The following is a 22302-nucleotide window of genomic DNA, read 5'->3' as shown; positions in this document are numbered from 1 at the left end:
CGCGGGCCGCCGGCACGTGCCCCGGCCGCTGACCGTCCTGCAGCTGCTGCCGGCCCTCGAGTCCGGCGGGGTCGAACGTTCCACCCTGGAAGTGTCCGCGGCCCTGGTCGCGGCGGGACACCGCGCGCTCGTCGCCTCGGCCGGCGGACGCCTGCTGCCCGCGCTGCTTGCCAGCGGCGCGGAGCATGTGGAACTCGACCTCGGCCGCAAGTCGCTCGCGACCCTCGGCCTGGTGCGGCCGCTGCGACGGCTGATGGCGGAGCAGGGCGTCGACATCGTCCATGCGCGCTCGCGCCTGCCGGCGTGGATCGGCTGGCGCGCGCTGCAGGGCCTGCCCGTCGCGTCGCGTCCGCGCTTCGCCACCACGGTCCACGGCCTCAATTCGCCCTCGCGCTACAGCCGGGTGATGGTGCGCGGCGAGCGCGTGGTCTGCGTTTCCGACACCGTCCGCGACTACGTCCTGCGCCACTACCCGGACACCGACCCGGCGCGGCTGCGGGTGATCCCGCGCGGGATCGATCCGGCGGCGTTTCCCCGCGCGGCCTTCCCGGACCGCGCCGCGCGCGCCGCCGCCGCCCTCGAAGCGCCGAACCTGGCCGGCGATGGCCCGCTGCTGCTGCTCCCGGGGCGCGGCACGCGGCTGAAGGGCCATGCCGATGCCCTGGAGCTGCTGGCCGCGCTGCGCGCCGACGGCCTCGATGCCCGGCTGTGGATGCCCGGTGCCCGCGACCCGGCGCGCGCGGCCTACGTCGCGGAGCTCGAGGCCCGCGCGGCCGTGCTCGGCGTGGCCGGGGCGCTCGCGATCACGCCGCCCACCGCCGCGATCGCCGCGGCCTACGCCGCCTGCGACCTGGTGCTGCAGCTCTCGCGCAAGCCCGAGGCCTTCGGCCGCACGGTGATCGAAGCGCTGGCCAGCGGCCGCCCGGTGCTGGGCTGGGACCACGGTGGCGCGGGCGAGCTGCTGCGCGAGCTGCAGCCCGCCGGCACGGTCCAGCCCTTCGACGCGTCCGCGCTGCACGCCGGCGCGGGCGCGCTGCTCGCCCGCGGCGCGTCCGCAGCGGCTACGATTCCAGCGCTGCCCCGCCGCTACACGCTCCGGTCCATGCAGGACGCCACGCTCTCGGTCTATGACGAACTCCGCTGACGCCGCCATTCCACCGCACAGGAGCGCCGCCACCGGCTGGCGCTGGGCGCCGCACTGGGTACTGGCCTTCGTCGCGCTGTGGCCGGCACCGGGCTATGCCGAAGGCATCGTGGTGCTCGGCGCGCTGGCGGCGATCATCAAGCTCGCCGCCAGCCGCTTCCGCGGCGGCGCGCAGCTGCTCAGCGGCCCGGCGTGGGCGCTGACCAGCGTGCTGTTCTTCGCCTATTGGCTGCCCGAGCTGCTGTCGACGGTGGGTTCGGTCGATGCCGGGCGCGCGCTGCGCGAGGCTGCCGTCGACCTGCGCTACCTGCCGTTCCTGTGGCTGGTGGCGATCGCCGTGGCCGACGACCGTGGCCGGCGGCTGACCTTCACCGGGCTCGCGGTCATCGTCGCGATCTGGACGCTCGACGCGCTGGTCGAGGTGGCCTTCGACACCAGCCCGCTGTTCTGGGGGATCGATGCCGCCAAGCAGGCGATCAGCGGCCGGCCGATGTGCAACCTCGACGAACTGGCCGAGGCCGACCGCCTGGGCGGCGTGCTCGGGCCCTGCAACCTGAAGCTGGGCGTGGTGCTGGCGAGCCTGTCGCCGTTCGCGCTGTATGCCGCCGGCCGGCGCTGGAGCACGCTCGGCTGGGTCGTCGCGGCCGCCGCGATCGGGGTCGCGATCGTGTTCGCCGGTTCGCGCGCCTCGTGGCTCACCTATGCGCTGGTGCTGCTGCTGTCGGGCTGGCGCCTGCTCGGATGGAAGCGCCTGCTCGGCGTGTTCGCCGGCGGCGTGCTGGTGACGCTGGCGATCGCGATCACCTCGCCCGAGGTGCGCGACCGGTTCGAGCGCACCACCCAGGCCTTCCAGGCCAGCTCCACCGGGGTCGATGCCGCGCTGTCCGGGCGCACGCGGATCTGGGGCGCGGCGCTCTGCATGGTGCGCGAGCATCCGCTCAACGGCGTGGGCGCGCGCGGCTTCCGCGAAGCCTTCCCGGCCTGTGACCCCGAGGCTGGCGCACCCGCGGCCTGGGGTGCCGGCCCTGCGCTGCACGCGCACCAGATCGTGCTCGAGGTGCTGAGCGAGACCGGCATCGTCGGCCTGCTGCTGTGGCTGTCGGGCGTCGCCCTGGCGCTGCGTGCGTGGCGCTTCGCCTCGGCCGCCGCCCGCGAACGCGCGCGTCCGGCGATGCTCGCGCTGCTGGTGACGGTGTTCCCGCTCAACACCCACCTGGCGTTCTATTCCACCTTCTGGGGCGCGCTGACCCTGATGCTGGCGGCGCTGTATGCCGGCAGCCTGCTGGCGCGCGCCGGCCAGGCGCCACCGGACCCGGACGCCGCCACGCCGGCGCCCGCTCAGTAGGCCGAGCTGCCGTCCGGCTGGCGCTTGAAGCGGCGGTGGATCCACAGGTACTGCGCCGGCGCCGCGCGCGCCATGGTCTCGATCGCGGCCATCACTTCGGCGGTATCGGCGGTGGCGTCGCGCGAGGGAAAGCCCTCGGCGGCCGGGAACAGGCGCAGCGTGTAGCCGCCGTCGGCGCGGCGCGCATGCTGGAAGAACAGCACCGCGGCGCCCGACATCCGCGCCAGCTGGTGGGTCGAGGCGAGGCTGTTGGCGGGGCGTCCGAAGAACGGCACGTACACGCTTTCGCCACGGCTCGGGTCCTGGTCGGGCGCGTACCACAGCAGGCCGCCGCGCTTGAGGTGGCGCACCGTGCCGCGCAGGTCCTGCTTGGGGAACATCGCGGCGGCATAGCGCATGCGTCCGCGACGCACCGCCCATTCCATCGCCGGCTGCGCGTGCGGGCGGTACATGCCGGCCAGCGGCACGTGGTCGCACATCAGCCGCCCGCAGACCTCGAGCGTGGTGAAGTGGCCGCTCACCACGATCACGCCGCGGCCGCCGGCGCGCGCGGCCTCCATGTGTTCCAGGCCTTCGACCACCAGGCCGCGCCGCAGCGGCGCCACCGAGCCCCACCAGGCGCGCGCGAACTCGAACAGGCCGGTGCCGATGGCGGCGAAGTGCTCGCGCAGCAGCGCCTCGCGCGCGGCCGCGTCCAGTTCCGGGAAACACAGCTCGAGGTTGCGCGCGGCCACGCGGCGGCGTGCCGGCAGCACGCGCTGCAGCAGCACGCCGATCGCGCGGCCCAGCACGCGCTGCAGCGTCCAGGGCAGGCGCGCCAGCAGCGCCATCGCGCCGATGCCGATCCAGGTCGGCCAGTTCCGCAGGCCCAGCGGCGGTGTGTCGGCGTGGGTGGTCATGGCTGGATTCTACCGGCGTACGCGGCACCGGCCGCCCGCTGCCGCGGCGGCTTCGCTATCCTTGGTGCATGGAGGCCACCCCCCGAGACCGCGCCGTCGAACGCCTGCTGCGCGGCCTGTACTCGGCCATGCTGTATGTGCTGGCGCCGGTCACCGTCTACCACCTGATCTGGCGCGGCTTCCGCCAGGCCGAATACCTCGAGCGCTGGGGCGAGCGCTACGCCGCCTACCGCACGCCGCCGCTGGACGGCTGCATCTGGGTGCACGCGGTCTCCGTGGGCGAGGTCAACGCCGCCGCGCCGCTGGTCAACGCGCTGCTCGAGGAGCGGCCGGACCTGCGCCTGCTGGTCACCACCATCACCCCGACCGGATCGACGCGCGTGCGCGCGCTCTGGGGCGACCGCGTCGAGCACGTCTACCTGCCATACGACCTCTCGGGCGCGGTGCGCCGCTTCCTGGCGCACTTCCGCCCGCGGCTGGCCCTGGTGCTGGAAACCGAACTCTGGCCGAACCTGCTGTTCTGCTGCCGCGACCACGGCGTGCCCGCCTACCTGGTCAACGCGCGGCTGTCGGAGCGTTCGCTGCGTGGCTACCGCGCGCTGCGTCCGCTGGTCGGGCGCGCGCTGCGCACGCTGGCCGGGGTTGCCGCGCAGTCGGATGCCGACGCCGGGCGCTTCGTCCTGCTCGGCGCGCACCAGGAGGCGGTGTCGGTGCTCGGCAACCTCAAGTTCGACATCCGCATCGACGGAACCGCGCGCCGCACGGCGGCCGCCTTCGCCACCCACAGCGGCGGGCGCCGGGCCTGGATCGCCGCCAGCACCCACCCCGAAGAGGAGGCCGCGGTGATCGCCATGCACCGGCGGCTGCGCGCGCGCTGGCCGGACCTGCTCCTGCTGTGGGCGCCGCGGCACCCGGAACGCTTCCGGCCCGTCGCGCAGGCCTGCGTCGAGGCGGGATGGCGCGTGGCGACGCGCAAGCTGACCCAGTGGCCCGACGGCGGCGACGACGTGTTCGTGATCGACACCCTGGGCGAACTGGTGCACTTCTACGCCTGCGCCGAGGTCGCCTTCGTCGGCGGCAGCCTGCAGGCCGTGGGCGGGCACAACCTGCTCGAGCCCGCGGCGCTCGGCGTGGCGGTCGTCACCGGTCCGCACCTGCACAACTTCGCCGACATCGCCCAGCGCATGGACGAGGCCGGCGCGCTGCGCATCGGCGCCGATGCCGACGCGGTGGTGGCGGAGCTGGACGCGCTGCTGGGCGACGAGGCCGCGCGCGCGGCGATGGTGGTCGAGGGGCAGCGGCTGGTGAAGGAAGGCCGCGGTGCGCTCGCGCTGACCCTGGACATGATCAGGCCGGCGTTGCCGCCGGCCTGAGCGTGCGCGGAGCGGGCGGCCGGACTCAGCCGCCGCTGGTGACCTGGGTGTCCGGCGTCGCGGCCTCGGCGGTCAGCAGGCGGTTGATCTCCTGCACGTCGTCGATCCCGAGGGTGCCGGCGGCCTGCGCCAGCAGCAGCCGGTTCTGCAGGAAGTTGTAGCGGGCCAGGGCGTACTCGCGCTCGGCGTTGAACAGGTTCTGCTGGTTGATCAGCACGTCGACGACGGTACGCGTGCCGACTTCGAGCCCGACCTGCGAGGCCTCGTAGGCGCTGCGGGCGGAGACCAGCGCCTGGCGGCGGGCGGCGATCTCGGACACGCCGGCGACCACGGTCTGGTAGGCGTTGCGGGTGTTGCGGTCCAGCGAGCGGCGGGACTGCTCGAGCTGCTGCTCGGAGATGTCGCGGCGCGACAGCGCCTGGCGGACCTGCGACTGGGTCGCGCCGCCGGCGAAGATCGGCACGGTCAGGGTCAGGCCCACGCTGTGGCCTTCGCCGGTCGAGGTGCCGCCCACGCCGCCCGGGCCGAGGTCGCCCCAGGCCGCGCCGTTGTCATAGCCCGCGCCCAGCGTCAGCCGCGGCAGGTGGCCCGAGCGCGCGGTGTTGACGCTGTGCTCGGAGGCGCTGAGGGCGTACTCGGCCGCGCGCAGCGACGGATTGTTCTCCATCGCGGTGGCCAGCCAGCGGCCCAGGCCGTCGCCCTCGGGCGCCTGCGGCTGGAAGTCCTCCGGCAGGGCGCGCAGCGTGCGCACCGGGCGCCCGGTGATTTCCGCCAGCGCCTGGTAGGCGTCTTCCAGCGCATTGCGCGACAGGATGGTGTTGGCGCGCGCGGCGTCGTACTGGGCGCGCGCCTCGTGCACGTCGGTGATCGGCGCCAGGCCGACCTCGAGGCGCTTGTCGGCGAAGTCGAACTGTTTCTGCAGCGCGGCCTCGGCGGCCTCGGACGCGGCCAGGGTCTCGATCGCCACCAGCACGTTGAAGTACGCCGCCGAGGTGCGGGTGATCAGCTCGTGGTTGGCGGCGTCGAGGTCGAAGCCGGCGGCCACGTCGAGGTCGCTCTGGGCGCGCAGGTTGGAGATCGCGCCCAGGTCGAACACCGTCTGGCTGAGGTCGACGCCCATGCTGCGGCGGCGCGCGTCGCCGTCGACGCCGGCGGCGTAGCTGCGGCTCAGCGAGGCGCTGCCGTTGATCTGCGGCAGCAGCGCCGCGCGCGCCTGGACCCGGCCTTCGCGCGAGATGTCGCGGCTGGACTCCGAGATCGCCAGCTGGGTGTCGCTGCTGCGTGCCAGCTCGTAGGTCTGCAGCAGGTCTTCGGCCGAGGCCGCGGCGGGCAGCAGGGCGAGGAGAAGCGCGAGTGCGAGGGGACGACGGGTCATCGGGGAGTCCTTGTGGGGGCGGCGGTCAGAGCGAGAACGCCGGGACGGGCGCCGCTCCGGCCAGGTAGGCGAGGTCGGTTTCGAACAACGATTCCAGGCGCGGTCCGTTGACGTCGGCATGCACCAGCACCGCCTCCATTGCCGGCGCGCGGCCGCGGACCACGAACAGGCGTCCGCCCGGGCGCAGCCAGCCGAGGAAGCGCTCGGGGATGCTGTCGACGGCACCGCCGACGACGATCGCGTCGAACTGGCGGCCCGGCTCCCAGGCGAAGGCGTCGGCGTGCGCCACCGAGACATTGGTCGCGCCCTGGGCGAGCAGCGTCGCCTGTGCATGGGCCGCAAGATCGGCATGGCGCTCGATCGAGGTCACCGAGCGCGCGAGGCGTCCCAGGCAGGCGGCCAGGAAGCCGCTGCCGGTGCCGATGTCGAGCACGTCCTCGGTTCCGTCCAGCGCGAGCGCCTGCAGCACGCGGCCCTCGACCACCGGCTTCATCATCGATTCGCCCTGCGCCAGCGGCAGCGCGATGTCGGCATAGGCCAGCGCACGGTGCGCCTCGGGCACGTAGGCCTCGCGCGGCAGGCGCAGAAGCACGTTGAGCACGCGCGGATCGAGCACGTCCCAGGGGCGGACCTGCTGCTCGACCATGGCTTCACGGGCTTTGGCGAAATCGAGGGTCATGGTGTCGGAGCCTGGCTGATCGGGGGGACCGGCCATTTTACGTCGAATCGCCGGGATTGGCCGGGACAGCATCGCCGCCGCGCCGGCGGCGCACTGAGTGCCGGAAGTCACCGGGCCGGCCGGCGGCGGGTCAAGGCGCCGGGCGAACGGCGTAGGCGCGCAGGAAGGTGTCGACGGTCGCCTGGATGTGGGCCTCGACATCGAATCCGGCCAGCGCATCGCAGCCCATCACCAGGCGCGGATGCAGGTCGCCGCGGAGCAGGGCGAAGAACTGGCTCGCCGCGCGCGCAGGATCGTCCACCGCGAGCTCGCCGGCCGCGGTGCGCCGCGCCAGCAACGCGGCGAAGCCCGACTGCAGGTGGCCGGCGCCGGCGCTCCAGAAGCGGTCGGCCAGGGTGCAATCCGCGCGCAGCGACGCACACATCAGGCGGAAGCCGGACACCGCTTCGGGGGAGGCCATGAGCGCGTACACCGCGCGGGCGATTCCGGCCAGCCGCTCCGGGAGCGGCTGGTGCGGCGCCGGCGTGAACAGCGTGGTCGGGACCTGGTCGTCGCAGTAGGACTCGACCGCATCGATGAACAACGCGTCCTTGTCGCCGAAATGGCTGTAGACGGTCAGCTTGGAGACCCCGGCGCGGGCGGCGATCTGGTCCATGCTGACGCCCTCGAATCCGTGTTCGAGGAACAGCGCCTTGGCCGCATCCAGGATCGCCGCGCGCTTGGCGGGATCCTTGGGACGGCCCGGCGCGGGGCGCTGTACCGCCTGGCTGTCGCTGGGCTTGGACATCGGCACTCAAATACTGGACCGTGTAGTTCTGTAACTATAGCATCGCGCTTCGCGGCAGGCCGCGGACGACCGATCAGGAGCGACGATGTCGGGGATGCGAAGGATCCGCTGGGCGGTCCCGGGTGCGATCGCGCTGGTGCTGGCCGCATGCGGCGACGGCACGGTGCCGGAGCCGCCGCCGCGCGCGGTGCTGGTGGCGCAGCCGCAGCCGGGGTCCGCCCTGGCGCGCAGCTTTCCGGGCGAGATCCGCGCGCGCGCCGAAACGCCGCTCGGCTTCCGGGTCGGCGGCGAACTGGTGCGGCGCCTGGTCGACGTGGGTGACCGGGTCGCGCGCGGCCAGCTGCTGGCGGTGATCGATCCGGCCGACTTCGAGGCCCAGGCCCGCGCCGCCAGCGCGCGACTGGCGGCGGCCGAGGCGCAGCTCACGCGCGCGGCGGCCGATCGCGCGCGCTACGCGACCCTGGCGCGCGACCAGCTGGTCAGCCGCTCGGCGCTCGACGCCCAGGACGCCGCATGGCGCGCCGCGGACGGCGAGGTGCGCGCGGCGCGCGCGCAGGCCGAGGTGGCCGGCAACCAGGCCAGCCATGCGGAGCTGCGCGCACCGGCCGACGGCGTGATCGCGAGCCGGCAGGCCGAAGCCGGGCAGGTGGTCGCGGGCGGGCAGGCGGTGTTCACCCTGGCCGGCGACGACGGTCGCGAAGTCGCGATCGCGCTGCCGGAGTCGGCCGTGGGCGATTTCAGCGTCGGCCAGCCGGTCGAGGTCGAGCTGTGGTCGGCGCCGGGCGAGCGCCTGCGCGGCCGCTTCCGCGAGATCTCGCCGGCGGCCGATCCGGTGGCGCGCACCTATGCCGCGCGGGTCGCGCTGGAAGAGGCCGACGCCGCCCGCGTCGCACTCGGCCAGAGCGCGAAGGTCCATGTGACCGGTGCCGGTGCCGCCCTGTCGGTGCCGCTGTCCGCGATCCAGGCCGACCGCGACGGCAGCGCGAGCGTCTGGGTGTTCGACCAGGGCCGCGTGCGCGCGGCCAGGGTCGAAACCGGGCGGTTGGGCGCGGAGCGGGCGCCGGTGACGTCAGGCCTGGCCGCCGATGACTGGGTGGTCGTGGCAGGCGGCCACCTGCTGCGCGAAGGCCAGGACGTGCGCGCCGTGGATCTGCGCAACCGGCCGGTCGCCGCGTCGCGATGAGCGCCCCGTCGCGCTTCAACCTGTCGGAGTGGGCGCTGCGCAATCGCGCGCTGGTGCTCTACGTGATGCTGGTCGCGGCCCTGGTCGGGGCCTGGTCGTACCGGCAGCTGGGCCAGTCCGAGGATCCGCCCTTCACCTTCAAGGCGATGGTGGTGCGCACGCTGTGGCCCGGCGCAAGCGCCGAGGACGTCGCGCGCCAGGTCACCGACCGCATCGAGCGCGCGGTGATGGAAACCGGTCGCTACCAGATGGTGCGCGCGTACTCGCGGCCCGGCGAATCGCAGGTGATCTTCATGGCCACCGATTCGCTGCCTTCGCGCGACGTACCCGAGCTCTGGTACCAGGTGCGCAAGAAGGTCGGCGACATCCGCGCCACCCTGCCGGCGGACGTGGTCGGGCCGTTCTTCAACGACGAGTTCGGCGACACTTTCGGCAACATCTACGCGTTGACCGGCGACGGCTTCGACTATGCCGTGCTCAAGGACTACGCCGAGCGCATCGAGCTGGAGCTGCAGCGCCAGCCTGACGTGGGCAAGGTCGAACTGATCGGCCTTCAGGACGAGAAGGTCTTCATCGAGGCCAGCAACGTGCGCCTGGCCAACCTCGGCATCGCGCCGGGCGCGATCCAGCAGGCGCTGGCGCAGCAGAACGCGGTCACCCCGACGGGCTTCGTCGAGACCGCCAGCGATCGCGTGCAGCTGCGCGTGGACGGCGCCTTCCGCTCGATCGACGACATCCGCGCGCTGCCGGTGCGCGCCGGCGACCGGACGCTGCGCCTGGGCGACGTCGCCGAAGTCACCCGCGGCTACGCCGACCCGGCCGCCCCGCGCATGCGCTTCATGGGCGAGGAGGCGATCGGCATCGGCGTGGCGCTGCGCGCGGGCGGCGACATCCTGGCCCTGGGCGAGACCCTGGCGTCCGAGGCCGCGCGCCTGGAGGCGACGCTGCCGCTGGGCATGGCGCTGCACAAGGTCTCCGACCAGCCGGCCGCGGTGCGCGAATCGGTGGGCGAGTTCGTCAAGGTGCTGGCCGAGGCGGTGGTGATCGTGCTGCTGGTCTGCTTCTTCTCGCTGGGCCTGCGCACCGGACTGGTGGTGGCGGTCTCGATCCCGCTGGTGCTGGCGATGACCTTCGCGGCGATGCACGCGTTCGGCATCGGCCTGCACAAGGTCTCGCTGGGTGCGCTGGTGCTGGCGCTGGGCCTGCTGGTGGACGACGCGATCATCGCGGTCGAGATGATGGCCATCCGCATGGAGCAGGGCGACAGCCGCTTCACCGCCGCCGGCTATGCCTGGTCGCATACCGCCTTGCCGATGCTGACCGGCACGCTGGTGACCGCCGCCGGCTTCCTGCCGATCGCGACCGCGGCCTCGTCGGTGGGCGAGTACACGCGTTCGCTGTTCCAGGTGGTGACGATCGCGCTGGTGGTGTCGTGGATCGCCGCCGTGCTGTTCATTCCCTGGCTGGGCGAGAAGATGCTGCCGGACTTCGCCGGCCGCGCGCCGCCGAAGCCGGGTTCGCTGGCCGCGCGCCATCGCGCCTGGCGCGAACGCCTGGCCGACCGCTGGCCGCAGTACGCCTTCGCGCTCGGGCCGCGGGAGCCGCACGCGCACGACAAGGACCCCTACCAGCGGCCCTTCTACCGCCGCCTGCGCCGCCTGCTCGGCTGGTGCCTGGTGCACCGCTGGCTGGTGATCACCGCGACCGTGGCCCTGCTGGTGCTGTCGCTCCTGGGCTTCCGCTTCGTGCCGCAGCAGTTCTTCCCGGATTCGCAGCGGCTCGAGCTGATGGTCGACCTCGAGCTGGCCGAGGGCGCCTCGCTGCGCGCGACCGACGCCGCCGCGCGCCGCCTGGAAACCCTGCTGGCCGGGCGCGCCGACGTCGACAACCACGTCGCCTACATCGGCACCGGCTCGCCGCGCTTCTACCTGCCGCTGGACCAGCAGCTGCCGCAGACCAACCTGGCCCAGTTCGTGGTGCTGGCGCGCGACGTCGAAGGCCGCGAGGCGCTGCGCGACTGGCTGATCGACAAGGCCGCGCCGCGGTTCCCCGAGCTGCAGCTGCGCGTGACGCGGTTGGAAAACGGGCCTCCGGTGGGCTATCCGCTGCAGTTCCGCGTGTCCGGCGAGCACGCCGACCGCGCCCGGGACATCGCCCGCCAGGTCGCGGACCAGGTGCGCGCGAATCCGCACGTGGCCAACGTCAACCTGGACTGGGACGAGCCGAGCAAGGTGGTGCGCCTGGTGGTCGACCAGGAGCGTGCACGCGTGCTGGGCGTCGACTCGCAGGGGCTGGCGCGCTTCCTCTCGGCCTCGCTGTCCGGGCAGGCGGTGGCGGTCTACCGGGAAGGCGACGCGCTGATCGAAGTGCTGGTGCGCGGCTCGCTGGACGAGCGCTCCGGGCTCGACACGCTGGGCGACCTGGTCGTGCACGGTGCCGGCGGCCGGCCGGTGCCGCTGTCGCAGGTCGCGCGGCTGGAGTACGCATTCGAGGACGGGATCATCTGGCACCGCGACCGCCTGCCGACGGTCACCGTACGCGCCGACGTGCGCGGCGACGCGATGCCGGCTAGCGTGGTGGCCGAGATCCTGCCGACGCTGGAAGGCATCCGCGCAGCACTGCCCGCGGGCTACCTGCTGGAGACCGGCGGCACGCTGGAGGACTCCGCGCGCGGCCAGGACTCGATCAAGGCCGGGATGCCGCTGTTCCTGTTCGCGGTGGCGACCCTGCTGATGCTGCAGCTGCGCAGCTTCCCGCGCAGCCTGCTGGTGTTGGCCACCGCGCCGTTGGGCCTGGTGGGCGCGGTGCTGTTCCTGCTCGTGTTCCGCGTGCCGTTCGGTTTCGTCGCGCTGCTGGGCACGATTGCGCTGGCCGGCATGGTGATGCGCAACTCGATCATCCTGGTCGACCAGATCCAGCAGGACATCGACGCCGGGCACGCGCGCTGGGACGCGGTGATCGACGCCACCGTGCGCCGCTTCCGGCCGATCGTGCTGACCGCGCTGGCGGCGATCCTGGCGATGATCCCGCTGTCGCGCAGCGTGTTCTTCGGCCCGATGGCGGTGGCGATCATGGGCGGGCTGACGGTCGCAACGGTGCTGACGCTGCTGTTCGTCCCGGCCCTGTACGCCGCCTGGTTCCGCGTGCGCCGCGACGAGCCGATTCCTGCCCGCCGCGCCCCCCTGTAGGAGCAGCTACAGCTGCGATCCGCCCTCGCCGGCTTCAATCCGCCCCAAGCAGCTCCGCCCGCGGGCCGGCCACGGGTGACACATGGGCCTGCGCCGCGCAGCCGGCCTGGTTGAAGCCGGCAACCATGGCCGGCGTTGCGGCCTCGGCTTCGGCGCGGGATTCGAACCAGGCGAAGCAGGTCGGGCCGCCGCCGGAGATGCTGGCGCCGAGTGCACGGTGGTCCATGGCGGCCTGCTTCACGGCGGCGAAGCCGGGGATGAGCGGTGCGCGCCGGGGTTCGACCAGGATGTCGCGCAGGCCTTCGGCGATCAGTGCGGCGTCGGCGCGCGCAAGGCCGGTGAGGAACACTGCCAGGTGTGCGGAATGCGCCACGACCTGCGGCAGTGGATAGGGTTCGGACAGGACGGCACGCGCGCGGCGCGTCTCGAGCACCAGGTCGGGCTGCACGGCCACGCAATGCAGCCACTCGGGGACGTCCAGTCGCAGCAGCCGTGTCTGCGTGGCCAGTGCGACGCCCCCGACCAGCATCGGCCCGACGTTGTCGCCCTGGCGGCTGTGGGTCGAGGCCCATTCGCCTTCGAGGGCGAAGGGATAGAGCGCCTCGCGCGACAGGGGCGCGTCGAGCAGGGCGTTGGCCGCCACCAGGGCCGCGACGCAGGACGCCGCCGAGCCGCCCAGGCCCGAGCCCAGCGGAATGCCCTTGTCGAGTTCGATCGCGAAGCCATGGGCGAGTCCGAGGGCCTCGCGCAGCGCCATGAGCGCGCGACCGGCGGTGTTCGCGGCCGCTTCCAGGGGAATGTCTTCGATGCCGCGGACCCTGCCGCGCACGGCGTCCACGCGCACCAGGGGTTGCTGGATCAGCCGGACGGTGGCGATGTCGCGCGGCCCGTCGATCGCGTGGCCGAGCAGGTCGAAGCCGACGCCGATGTTGCCCACGCTGGCGGGGGCGAACGCGCGGGCCTGTGTCGGGTGCAGGGTCATGCGCTGATTGTCACATCCGGCGTGCTCCCCGGCAGCCGTCGGTGCAGCGACGCCCTGCGCGGCATTGCCACGCCGCCCATGGCGTTGCTGCGCCGCCGCAAGCAGCGCCGGCGCTTGCGCCTAGACTGGGGCCGCTTGCGACGGCCGGGGCGTCCGGCCGCCAGCCACGGGGGGCGCAGTGAACCCGACCGATATCCGCGATCCCGACACCTTCCACAAGGTCGTCGACTGCCAGTGGGCCTGTCCCGCGCACACGCCGGTTCCCGAGTACATCCGCCTGATCGCCGCCGGCCGGTTCGCCGACGCGTACATGGTCAACTGGGTGAGCAACGTGTTCCCGGGGATCCTCGGCCGCACCTGCGACCGTCCCTGCGAGCCCGCCTGCCGCCGCGGGCGGGTCGAAGAGAACAACGGTCCGCCGTCGATGCGCGACAAGCCGCAGCCGGTGGCGATCTGCCGCCTGAAGCGCGTTGCCGCCGACCACAAGGGTGATGTCAGCGGGCGCATGCCCCGGCCCGCGGTCCAGCGCAACGGCCGCCGCATCGCCTGCGTCGGCGCCGGGCCCTCTTCACTCACGGTGGCCCGTGATCTCGCGCCGCTGGGCTACGACATCACGGTGTTCGAGGCGGACCCGAAGGCGGGCGGCTTCATGCGCACCCAGGTGCCGCGGTTCCGCCTGCCGGAAGAGGTGATCGACGAGGAGACGGGTTACATCCTCGACATGGGCGTGGAATTCGTCGGTGGCCGGCGCATCGACTCGATGCGCGACCTGCTTAGGCAGGGTTACGACGCGATCTTCGTCGGCAGCGGCGCGCCGCGCGGGCGCGACCTGGACCTGCCGGGGCGGAAGGAGTGTGCCGACAGCATCCGCGTCGGCCTCGACTGGCTGGCCAACGTCTACTTCGGCCACGTCACCCGGGTCGGCCGTCGCGTGCTGGTGCTGGGCGGCGGCAACACCGCGATGGACTGCTGCCGCTCGGCGCGGCGGCTGGGCGGGGACGAGGTGACGGTGGTGGTGCGTTCGGGCTTCGACGAAATGAAGGCCAGCCCCTGGGAAAAGGAAGATGCGATGCACGAGGGCATCCCGATCCTCGACTACCGCGTGCCCAAGGCCTTCGAACACGCCAGTGGCCGGCTGACCGGCATGCGTTTCGAGCGCGTGCGCGCGGAGTACGACGAGCGTGGCCGCCGTCGACTGGTGCCCACCGGCGAGCCGGACGAGGTGATTCCCTGCGACGAGGTGCTGATCGCCGTCGGGCAGGAGAACGCCTTCCCGTGGATCGAGCGCGATCTCGGCATCGACTTCGACGAGTGGGGCATGCCGGTGGTCGACACGGTCACCCATCAGTCCTCGCTGCCGCAGGTGCTGTTCGGCGGCGACGCGGCCTTTGGGCCGAAGAACATCATCTGGGCGGTGGCGCACGGCCACGCCGCGGCGATCTCGATCGACCGCCTGCTGCAGGGCGGGGACCCGTACGAGCGCCCCGCGCCGGGCGTCACCCTGGCCTCGCAGAAGATGGGCATCCACGAGTGGCGCTACGACAACGCGGTCTCGCCCGACGAGCGCTTCGCGGTGCCGTGGTCGGAGGCGGCGAAGAAGCTCGACAGCATGCATGTCGAAGTCGAGCTCGGCTTCGACGCCGCGACCGCATGGAAGGAGACCCAGCGCTGCCTCAACTGCGACGTGCAGACGGTCTTCACCGATGACAAGTGCATCGAGTGCGATGCCTGCGTCGACATCTGTCCCACCGACTGCATCACCTTCACCATCAACGGCGAGGAGGGCGAACTGCGCACGCGCCTGACCGCGCCGGCGCTCAACCTCGACCAGCCGCTGTATGTGTCCGGGCCGCTGAAGACGGCGCGGGTGATGGTCAAGGACGAAGACGTCTGCCTGCACTGCGGCCTGTGCGCCGAGCGCTGCCCGACCGGCGCCTGGGACATGCAGCAGTTCCTGCTGCGCGAAACGCACGCCGGCGGCGACCGCGCCGCGGTGAACACGGAGGCCGTGGCATGACGCCTGCGCACGCGCCGCTGCGGGCGGTCAACGACTTCGTGGTCAAGTTCGCCAACGTGAACGGGTCGGGCTCGGCTTCGGCCAACGAACTGTTCGCGAAGGCGATCCTGCGCATGGGCGTGCCGGTCGGCCCGCGCAACATCTTCCCCTCGAACATCCAGGGGCTCCCGACCTGGTACGAGGTGCGGGTCAGCGAGCGCGGCTGGCTGGGCCGCCGCGGCGGCGTCGACATGATGGTGGCGATGAACCCGCAGACCTGGGACGCCGACGTCGCCGAGATCGAGCCCGGCGGCTACCTGTTCCACGACAGCAGCAAGCCCATGCCGCGGTCGCGCTTCCGCGACGACATCACCGCCATCGGCGTGCCGCTGACGGACATCTGCAACACGCACTACAGCGATCCGCGCCAGCGCCAGCTGTTCAAGAACATCATGTACGTGGGCGCGCTGTCGGCGCTGCTGGACATCGACACGGCGGTCATCGAAGCGCTGATCGGCGAGCAGTACCGCAGCAAGCCGAAGCTTCTGGCGCCGAACATCGAGGCGCTGCACCTGGGCCGCGACTGGGTGCGCGAACACCTGCCGCATCCGATCGGCCTGCGCGTGCAGCCGGCCGACGCGGTCGGCGACCGGATCTTCGTCGACGGCAACGACGCCGCGGCGCTGGGCTGCGTGTACGGCGGCGCGACGGTCTGCGCCTGGTATCCGATCACGCCCTCGTCCTCGCTGGCCGAGGGCTTCCAGAAGTACTGCCAGAAGTACCGCGTCGACGGCGAGGGCCGCGCCCGCTACGCCATCATCCAGGCCGAGGACGAGATCGCTTCGATCGGCATGGTGGTCGGCGCCGGCTGGAACGGCGCGCGCGCCTTCACCACGACCTCCGGCCCCGGCGTATCGCTGATGAACGAGTTCATCGGCCTGGCCTACTTCGCCGAGATTCCGGTGACGATCCTCAACGTGCAGCGCGGCGGGCCGTCCACCGGCATGCCCACCCGCACCCAGCAGTCCGACGTGCTGGCCTGCGCCCATGCATCGCACGGTGATACCAAGCATGTGCTGCTGTTCCCCGAAGACCCGCGCGAATGCTTCGACTTCGCCGCCGCCGCGCTGGACCTGGCCGACCGCCTGCAGACGCCGGTGTTCGTGATGAGCGACCTCGACATCGGCATGAACCAGCGGCTGTGCGCGCCGTTCGCGTGGGACGACGCGCGCGTGCATGACCGCGGCAAGGCGATGACCGCCGAGCAGCTGGACTCCGGCCGCGAGTTCGCACGCTACAAGGACGTCGACGGCGACGGCATCCCCTGGCGGACCTGGCCGGGAACGCATCCCGACAAGGGCGCGTACTTCACCCGCGGCACTTCGCGCAACCCGCAGGCGCAGTACTCCGAGCGCGGGCCGGACTACGTCTACAACATGCAGCGCCTGCTGCAGAAGTTCGACACCGCGAAGACGCTGGTGCCGCAGCCGGTACTGGTGCAGTCCGACGTGCCCGCCCGCTACGGCGCGATCTTCTACGGATCCACCAGCCCGGCGATGGAAGAGGCCATGGAACAGCTGCGGGATGCCGGCGTCGCGCTGGATACGCTGCGGGTGCGCGCCTATCCCTTCCCGGACACGGTGCGGAACTTCATCGACACCCACGCGCAGGTGTTCGTGGTCGAGCAGAACCGCGACGCGCAGCTGCGCCTGCTGCTGATCGATGCCTTCGGCACCGATCCCGCGCGCCTGGTCGCGGTGCTGCACTACGACGGCACCCCCATCACCGCGCGCTTCATCACCGGCGCCATCGAGGCCCATATGCGCAGGCACGCGACGCAGGAGAAGGTGGCATGACCTGGCTCGCCAAACCGAAACTCCACCACCCGACGCTGCCCTGCAACGCCATCGGCTTCACCCGCCGCGACTACGAGGGCAAGATCAGCACGCTGTGCGCGGGCTGCGGCCACGACTCGATCTCGGCGGCGATCATCCAGGCCTGCTGGGAGCTCGACATCCAGCCCCACCGCATCGCCAAGCTGTCGGGTATCGGCTGCAGTTCCAAGACCCCCGACTACTTCCTCGGCCAGTCGCACGGCTTCAACACCGTGCACGGGCGCATGCCCTCGGTGCTGACCGGTGCCAACCTCGCCAACCGCACGCTCACCTACCTCGGCGTGTCCGGCGATGGCGACTCGGCCTCCATCGGCATCGGCCAGTTCGTGCATGCGATCCGGCGCGGCGTCGACATGACCTACATCGTCGAGAACAACGGTGTGTACGGGCTGACCAAGGGCCAGTTCTCGGCCACCGCCGACCAGGGTTCGGTGTCCAAGCGCGGCGTCGCCAATGCCGACAGCCCGATCGACCTGGTGACGATGGCGCTGCAGCTGGGCGCAAGCTATGTCGGCCGCGGCTTCTCCGGCGACAAGCAGCAGCTGGTGCCGCTGATCAAGGGCGCGCTGTCGCATCGCGGCGCCGCCTTCCTTGATGTGATCAGTCCTTGCGTGGCGTTCAACAACCACGCGGGCAGCACCAAGAGCTACGACTACGTGCGCGAGCACAATGAGGCCGTCAACCGCCTGGACGTGATGCCGTCGCGGACGGCGATCGAGGTGGAGCAGGAGGCCGGCACCACCATCGATATCTCCCAGCACGACGGCCGCACGCTGCGCCTGCACAAGCTCGATGCCGGCTACGACCCGCGCGACCGGATCGCCGCCCTCAATCTGATCCACCAGGGGAATGCGCGCGGCGAGGTGGTGACGGGCCTGCTGTTCGTGGATCCGGACGCCGACGATCTCCACGGCCACATCGGCACCGTCGATACCCCGCTCAACGCACTGGGCGCCGCCGAGCTGTCGCCGGGCGCGGCGGCCCTGGACAGGATCAACGCCGCCCTGCGCTGACCGGGCCTGCTGCCCGCCTCTGTAGGAGCGGCTACAGCCGCGATTGCGGAGTGTCGGAGGATCGCGGCTGTAGCCGCTCCTACAGGGGAGGCTGCGGCACGGTGCCGTTGGCGACTTCGGTACGCCGGCATTGGCCCGGACGCATGCCGCGTGGTCAAATGCCGGCTGAAGCGGGGGTACCGCGCCATGGGCGCGGTTGAGACAGACCCTTCGAACCTGATGCGGTTGATACCGCCGTAGGGAAGCTTCGCGGCAAGCGGCCACCGTTCCCGGTGGCGGCGGCCGCGCCTTCGCTTCGTCCGGCACGCGGGATCGTCCCGCAGCCACCGACAGGACGATGCCGATGAACGCAGTGCCCTCCCAGCTGCTGCAGCAGGCGCAGCAGCTTTCCGATTCCGTCACCCGGCCGATCCCGGGTTCACGCAAGGTCTTCGTCGAAGGCTCGCGTCCCGACCTGCGCGTGGCCATGCGCGAGATCGCGCAGACCAGGACCCCGACCCTGTTCGGCGGCGAGGACAATCCGCCGATTCCGGTCTACGACACCTCGGGCGCCTATACCGACCCCGGCGCGCGCATTGACCTGTCGGCGGGCCTGCCTGCGCTGCGCGCGCGCTGGATCGAGGAGCGTGGCGATACCCACGCCCTGGCGGAGCTGGGTTCCGAGTTCGGCCGCGCGCGCGAAGCCGATCCGAAGCTCGATGCGGTCCGGTTTCCGGCCCGCCCGCAGCCGCGGCGCGCGAACGCCGGCGCCAACGTCACCCAGATGCACTACGCCGGGCGCGGGATCGTCACGCCGGAGATGGAATACGTCGCCATCCGCGAGAACCAGCGCCTTGACCTGTTGGAACAGCTACAGCTGCGATCCGTGGAGGACATCGCGGCCATGGCCGCTCCTGCACTGTTTTCCCAGCATCCCGGGCAGTCGTTCGGCGCATCGATCCCGAAGCGCATCACACCGGAGTTCGTCCGCGACGAGATCGCCCGCGGCCGCGCCATCCTGCCCTGCAACATCAACCACCCCGAGAGCGAGCCGATGATCATCGGCCGCAACTTCCTCACCAAGATCAACGCCAACATCGGCAACAGCGCAGTGTCGTCGGGGATCGCCGAGGAGGTGGAGAAGCTGGTCTGGGCGATCCGCTGGGGCGCGGACAACGTGATGGACCTGTCCACCGGCAAGCACATCCACGAGACCCGCGAGTGGATCATCCGCAACTCGCCGGTGCCGATCGGCACCGTGCCGATCTACCAGGCGCTGGAGAAGGTCGACGGCCGCGCCGAGGAGCTGACCTGGGAGATCTTCCGCGACACGCTGGTCGAGCAGGCCGAGCAGGGCGTCGACTACTTCACCATCCACGCCGGCGTGCTGCTGCGCTACGTCCCGCTCACCGCGAAGCGCGTCACCGGCATCGTCAGCCGCGGCGGCTCGATCATGGCCAAGTGGTGCCTGGCGCACCACCGCGAGAGCTTCCTGTACGAGCACTTCGAGGACATCTGCGAGATCATGAAGGCCTACGACGTCGCCTTCTCGCTGGGCGACGGCCTGCGCCCGGGCTGCATCGCCGACGCCAACGACGCGGCCCAGTTCGGCGAGCTGGAGACGCTGGGTGAACTGGCGAAGATCGCCTGGAAGCACGACATCCAGACCATGATCGAAGGCCCCGGCCACGTGCCGATGCAGCTGATCAGGGAGAACATGGACAAGCAGCTGGCCGAATGCGGCGAGGCGCCGTTCTACACCCTCGGCCCGCTGACCACCGACATCGCGCCCGGCTACGACCACATCACCAGCGCCATCGGCGCGGCGATGATCGGCTGGTACGGCTGCGCGATGCTCTGCTACGTGACGCCCAAGGAACACCTGGGCCTGCCCAACCGCCAGGACGTGCGCGACGGGATCATGGCCTACCGCATCGCCGCCCACGCCGCCGACCTGGCCAAGGGACACCCGGGCGCGCAGGTTCGCGACAACGCGCTGTCCAAGGCGCGCTTCGAGTTCCGCTGGGAAGACCAGTTCCACCTCGGCCTGGATCCGGAGAAGGCCAAGGAATTCCACGACGAGACCCTGCCGAAGGACGCGCACAAGCTCGCCCACTTCTGTTCGATGTGCGGGCCGCACTTCTGCAGCATGAAGATCACCCAGGACGTGCGCGACTATGCCGCCGGCCAGGAGGAGGCCAGGGTCGCGGCGGTGGAGGCAGGCATGGCCGGGAAGGCCGCCCAGTTCCGGACCGAAGGCGCGGAGCTCTACCGACCAGGCTGAACGGAAGAAAACAGTCGACGGGGCGGGTCTGCCGGCCCCGTCGGGATCACGCGTTGCCGCGCGGGCGCGTGCTAGCGTCCCGCCAAACCAGGACCAGGGAGATCCGCCATGGCACGTGTTCCCCACCCATTCCGCTGGCTGCTGGCGGCGCTGCTGCTGGCGTTGCTCGCGGCCTGCGCCACCGGCCCGCGCATCAGCTCGGACTCCGATCCACGCGCGGACTTCAGCGCCTATCGCACCTTCGCCTTCTATTCGCCCCTGGCGATCGAGCGCGAAGGCTACGCGAGCCTGGTCAGTGGGCGGATGAAGGCCGCCGCGCGAGCCGAGATGGAGGCGCGCGGCTATCGCTACAGCGAGACCGACCCCGACCTGTGGCTCAACATCAATGCCTACATGCAGCAGCGCACCGACGTCAGCACGATTCCCGATGTCGATTATGCCTACTACTACAGCTATCGCTACCGGGGCTACGTCGCGGTGCCGTTCTGGCACGACCGCACCACGGTGCATCGCTACACCGAGGGCACGATGAACGTCGACCTCGTGGACGCAAAGCGCAACGCCCTGGTGTGGGAAGGCATCGCGGTTGGCCGGGTCAAGCGCAACCAGGATGCGGCCGCCCGCGACGCCGCGATCGATGCCACCTTCCGCGACATCTTCGCCCAGTATCCCCACCGCGCCGGCGGGACGTCCTACTGACCACCTGAGGCGTGAGCCTGCTCCGCACTCCACTGCACTGGCCGGCGATCGCGGCCCGGCATCCGTCGGCCCTGCTGCTGGCGGTGCAGCTCGCCAGCCTGCTGGTCTACCCGCTGGTCGACGGGCAGGACAGCCGCGTGCTGTTCAGCGCCTTCACGCTTGTGGCCGTGCCGCTGGCGGTGTGGGTGGTGTCGCGCAGCCCTGCGGCGAACGGGGTCGCCTGGGCCCTGGCCGTGCCGGCAATGCTGCTGGCCGTTGCGGCCATTGCACTCGGGATGCCGGCGCTGGTCGTGCTGTCAGCGGTGCTCGAATCGCTGCTGTACTTCTATGCCGCCGGCGCGCTGATCGTGTACATGCTCGAGGACCACACGGTGACCGTGGACGAGCTGTTCGCGGCGGCCGCGGCGTTCACCCTGCTGGCCTGGGGCTTCGCCTACGCCTTCCTGGTCTGCCAGGCGCTGGACCCGGGCAGCTTCGCCGGCATGGTCGAGCCGGAGCGCCCGCGACGCTGGCTCGAGCTGCTGTCCCTCAGCTTCTCCACCCTTTCGGGCACCGGCAACGGCGACGTGGTGCCGCTGGCGCCGTATGCGCGCGTGCTGGTGATGCTGGAGCAGTTCGCGGGCGTCGGCTATATCGCCGCGGTGGTGTCGCGGCTGATCGCGTTGAGCATCGTGCGCCAGCGCAGCGGCCGGCGCGCCCGCAAGCGGAGGCGCGCGGGGCGTGAGCCCGGCGCGCCCACGGAGAATCAGCCGCCGGCCTTGTAGCGCTCGATCGCCTCGAGCAGCAGGGCCTTGGCTTCGGCGGCGTCGCCCCAGCCTTCCAGCTGGACCCACTTGCCCTTCTCGAGATCCTTGTAGTGCTCGAAGAAGTGGCCGATGCGCTCCAGCCAGTGGCCCGACACCTGGCCGATGTCGGTGATGTGCGCATAGCCGGCGAACACCTTCGGCTCCGGAACCGCCAGCAGCTTCTCGTCGCTGCCGGCCTCGTCGGTCATCTTCAGCACGCCGACCGGGCGGCAGCGGATCACCGAGCCCGGCACCAGGGGCAGCGGCAGGATCACCATCACATCGGCCGGATCGCCATCGCCGCAGACGGTCTCCGGCACGTAGCCGTAGTTGCAGGGGTAGCGCATGGGCGTGGAGAGCACGCGATCGACGAAGATCGCCCCGGACTCCTTGTCGACCTCGTACTTGACGGGTTCGGCGTCCTTCGGGATCTCGATGATGACGTTGATCTCGTCCGGCGGGTTCTTGCCGGTCTTCACATGGTCCAGGCCCATGGGTGCTCCAGTCGTGGGAAGGCGGCGCCGGTGATCGGTGCCGCTGGGAAACCACGCATTCTACGCCCCGCTGCTGCGACGCACCAAAGGCCGGCGGCCGGCCGATGAATGGCCAGGGGCGCACCCGAGGTGGGGTACGCCCCAGCTTGGTGACGCGGGAACGGCGGCTTAAACAGTACGCCACCGTATCCACAGCGAGTCC

17 protein-coding genes and 1 riboswitch are annotated in these 22302 nt (G+C 71.6%); of the genes, 11 read left to right on the top strand and 6 right to left on the bottom strand.

Features of this window, described 5'->3' with window-relative positions; genetic code table 11:
• Window positions 1–16: 16 nt before the first annotated feature.
• Entirely contained in the window at window positions 17–1144 is a 1128-nt protein-coding gene (locus tag JG616_RS05845; protein ID WP_199391995.1) for a glycosyltransferase, read from the top strand.
• Entirely contained in the window at window positions 1128–2489 is a 1362-nt protein-coding gene (locus JG616_RS05840; RefSeq protein WP_199362306.1) for an O-antigen ligase family protein, read from the top strand. The genes JG616_RS05845 and JG616_RS05840 overlap by 17 nt, the downstream gene beginning before the upstream one ends.
• Here the strand turns inward: JG616_RS05840 and lpxL are convergent.
• Complete coding sequence (lpxL, locus tag JG616_RS05835; RefSeq protein WP_199362305.1) at window positions 2483–3388, bottom strand: LpxL/LpxP family Kdo(2)-lipid IV(A) lauroyl/palmitoleoyl acyltransferase; 906 nt, start codon at window positions 3386–3388, stop codon at window positions 2483–2485. The genes JG616_RS05840 and lpxL overlap by 7 nt on opposite strands.
• 68 nt (window positions 3389–3456) lie before the next feature.
• Between lpxL and waaA the strand changes: the two genes are divergently transcribed.
• Window positions 3457–4761 carry a lipid IV(A) 3-deoxy-D-manno-octulosonic acid transferase gene (gene waaA, locus JG616_RS05830; RefSeq protein ID WP_199391994.1) on the top strand — a complete coding sequence of 435 codons (1305 nt, stop codon included), beginning with the start codon at window positions 3457–3459 and terminating at the stop codon, window positions 4759–4761.
• A gap of 25 nt (window positions 4762–4786) precedes the next feature.
• Here the strand turns inward: waaA and JG616_RS05825 are convergent, their stop codons facing one another.
• The 3 genes from JG616_RS05825 to JG616_RS05815 form a co-directional block, all read right to left on the bottom strand.
• Window positions 4787–6136, bottom strand: coding sequence for a TolC family outer membrane protein (locus JG616_RS05825; protein WP_199391993.1), 1350 nt, complete (start codon window positions 6134–6136; stop codon window positions 4787–4789).
• A gap of 25 nt (window positions 6137–6161) precedes the next feature.
• Entirely contained in the window at window positions 6162–6815 is a 654-nt protein-coding gene (locus JG616_RS05820; RefSeq protein ID WP_199391992.1) for a protein-L-isoaspartate O-methyltransferase, read from the bottom strand.
• Between the two features lie 130 nt (window positions 6816–6945).
• Window positions 6946–7602 (bottom strand): TetR/AcrR family transcriptional regulator, encoded by a 657-nt coding sequence (locus JG616_RS05815; RefSeq protein ID WP_199362301.1) that lies wholly within the window; start codon window positions 7600–7602, stop codon window positions 6946–6948.
• A gap of 85 nt (window positions 7603–7687) precedes the next feature.
• Between JG616_RS05815 and JG616_RS05810 the strand changes: the two genes are divergently transcribed.
• Together JG616_RS05810 and JG616_RS05805 are read left to right on the top strand one after the other, a co-directional pair.
• Window positions 7688–8785, top strand: coding sequence for an efflux RND transporter periplasmic adaptor subunit (locus JG616_RS05810; RefSeq protein WP_235972994.1), 1098 nt, complete (start codon window positions 7688–7690; stop codon window positions 8783–8785).
• Complete coding sequence (locus JG616_RS05805; RefSeq protein ID WP_199391991.1) at window positions 8782–11973, top strand: efflux RND transporter permease subunit; 3192 nt, start codon at window positions 8782–8784, stop codon at window positions 11971–11973. The genes JG616_RS05810 and JG616_RS05805 overlap by 4 nt, the downstream gene beginning before the upstream one ends.
• A gap of 34 nt (window positions 11974–12007) precedes the next feature.
• Here the strand turns inward: JG616_RS05805 and JG616_RS05800 are convergent, their stop codons facing one another.
• Window positions 12008–12955: a homoserine kinase gene (locus tag JG616_RS05800; protein WP_199391990.1), complete on the bottom strand. Its 948-nt coding sequence runs from the start codon at window positions 12953–12955 to the stop codon at window positions 12008–12010.
• 178 nt (window positions 12956–13133) lie between these two features.
• Here JG616_RS05800 and JG616_RS05795 point away from each other — a divergent pair, with 178 nt between their 5' ends.
• From JG616_RS05795 to JG616_RS05770, 6 genes are all read left to right on the top strand, one after another.
• On the top strand, window positions 13134–14972 hold the full coding sequence (locus JG616_RS05795; protein WP_199391989.1) for an FAD-dependent oxidoreductase: 1839 nt from the start codon (window positions 13134–13136) through the stop codon (window positions 14970–14972).
• Window positions 14969–16807 carry a 2-oxoacid:acceptor oxidoreductase subunit alpha gene (locus tag JG616_RS05790; RefSeq protein WP_199391988.1) on the top strand — a complete coding sequence of 613 codons (1839 nt, stop codon included), beginning with the start codon at window positions 14969–14971 and terminating at the stop codon, window positions 16805–16807. The genes JG616_RS05795 and JG616_RS05790 overlap by 4 nt, the downstream gene beginning before the upstream one ends.
• Entirely contained in the window at window positions 16804–17859 is a 1056-nt protein-coding gene (locus JG616_RS05785; RefSeq protein ID WP_199362296.1) for a 2-oxoacid:ferredoxin oxidoreductase subunit beta, read from the top strand. The genes JG616_RS05790 and JG616_RS05785 overlap by 4 nt, the downstream gene beginning before the upstream one ends.
• Window positions 17860–18021: 162 nt before the next feature.
• Window positions 18022–18120, top strand: a riboswitch (TPP riboswitch).
• 82 nt (window positions 18121–18202) lie between these two features.
• Entirely contained in the window at window positions 18203–20122 is a 1920-nt protein-coding gene (gene thiC, locus JG616_RS05780; protein WP_199391987.1) for a phosphomethylpyrimidine synthase ThiC, read from the top strand.
• 108 nt (window positions 20123–20230) lie between these two features.
• Window positions 20231–20821: a DUF4136 domain-containing protein gene (locus JG616_RS05775; protein ID WP_199362294.1), complete on the top strand. Its 591-nt coding sequence runs from the start codon at window positions 20231–20233 to the stop codon at window positions 20819–20821.
• An 11-nt stretch (window positions 20822–20832) separates the two neighbouring features.
• Window positions 20833–21585, top strand: a complete 753-nt coding sequence (locus tag JG616_RS05770) for an ion channel (protein WP_199391986.1) — start codon at window positions 20833–20835, stop codon at window positions 21583–21585.
• Here the strand turns inward: JG616_RS05770 and ppa are convergent.
• Window positions 21567–22100 carry an inorganic diphosphatase gene (gene ppa, locus JG616_RS05765; protein ID WP_199391985.1) on the bottom strand — a complete coding sequence of 178 codons (534 nt, stop codon included), beginning with the start codon at window positions 22098–22100 and terminating at the stop codon, window positions 21567–21569. The two genes, JG616_RS05770 and ppa, sit on opposite strands and share 19 nt — an antisense overlap.
• Window positions 22101–22302: the final 202 nt, after the last annotated feature.

The sequence above is a fragment of the Luteimonas sp. MC1895 genome (genome assembly GCF_016457215.1).
GTDB lineage: Bacteria > Pseudomonadota > Gammaproteobacteria > Xanthomonadales > Xanthomonadaceae > Luteimonas.
The sequence above is the reverse complement of the archived record's forward strand: the minus strand, read 5'-3'. Positions and strand labels throughout refer to the sequence as shown.

Excerpts from the sequence above, each read along its gene's own strand:
- lpxL (WP_199362305.1), bottom strand. The coding sequence starts at position 3,388 with ATGACCACCCACGCCGACACACCGCCGCTGGGCCTGCGGAACTGGCCG.
- waaA (WP_199391994.1), top strand. The coding sequence starts at position 3,457 with ATGGAGGCCACCCCCCGAGACCGCGCCGTCGAACGCCTGCTGCGCGGC.
- JG616_RS05800 (WP_199391990.1), bottom strand. The coding sequence starts at position 12,955 with ATGACCCTGCACCCGACACAGGCCCGCGCGTTCGCCCCCGCCAGCGTG.
- JG616_RS05810 (WP_235972994.1), top strand. The coding sequence starts at position 7,688 with ATGTCGGGGATGCGAAGGATCCGCTGGGCGGTCCCGGGTGCGATCGCG.
- thiC (WP_199391987.1), top strand. The coding sequence starts at position 18,203 with ATGAACGCAGTGCCCTCCCAGCTGCTGCAGCAGGCGCAGCAGCTTTCC.
- JG616_RS05820 (WP_199391992.1), bottom strand. The coding sequence starts at position 6,815 with ATGACCCTCGATTTCGCCAAAGCCCGTGAAGCCATGGTCGAGCAGCAG.
- JG616_RS05815 (WP_199362301.1), bottom strand. The coding sequence starts at position 7,602 with ATGTCCAAGCCCAGCGACAGCCAGGCGGTACAGCGCCCCGCGCCGGGC.
- JG616_RS05790 (WP_199391988.1), top strand. The coding sequence starts at position 14,969 with ATGACGCCTGCGCACGCGCCGCTGCGGGCGGTCAACGACTTCGTGGTC.
- JG616_RS05840 (WP_199362306.1), top strand. The coding sequence starts at position 1,128 with ATGACGAACTCCGCTGACGCCGCCATTCCACCGCACAGGAGCGCCGCC.
- JG616_RS05785 (WP_199362296.1), top strand. The coding sequence starts at position 16,804 with ATGACCTGGCTCGCCAAACCGAAACTCCACCACCCGACGCTGCCCTGC.
- JG616_RS05775 (WP_199362294.1), top strand. The coding sequence starts at position 20,231 with ATGGCACGTGTTCCCCACCCATTCCGCTGGCTGCTGGCGGCGCTGCTG.
- JG616_RS05825 (WP_199391993.1), bottom strand. The coding sequence starts at position 6,136 with ATGACCCGTCGTCCCCTCGCACTCGCGCTTCTCCTCGCCCTGCTGCCC.
- ppa (WP_199391985.1), bottom strand. The coding sequence starts at position 22,100 with ATGGGCCTGGACCATGTGAAGACCGGCAAGAACCCGCCGGACGAGATC.
- JG616_RS05805 (WP_199391991.1), top strand. The coding sequence starts at position 8,782 with ATGAGCGCCCCGTCGCGCTTCAACCTGTCGGAGTGGGCGCTGCGCAAT.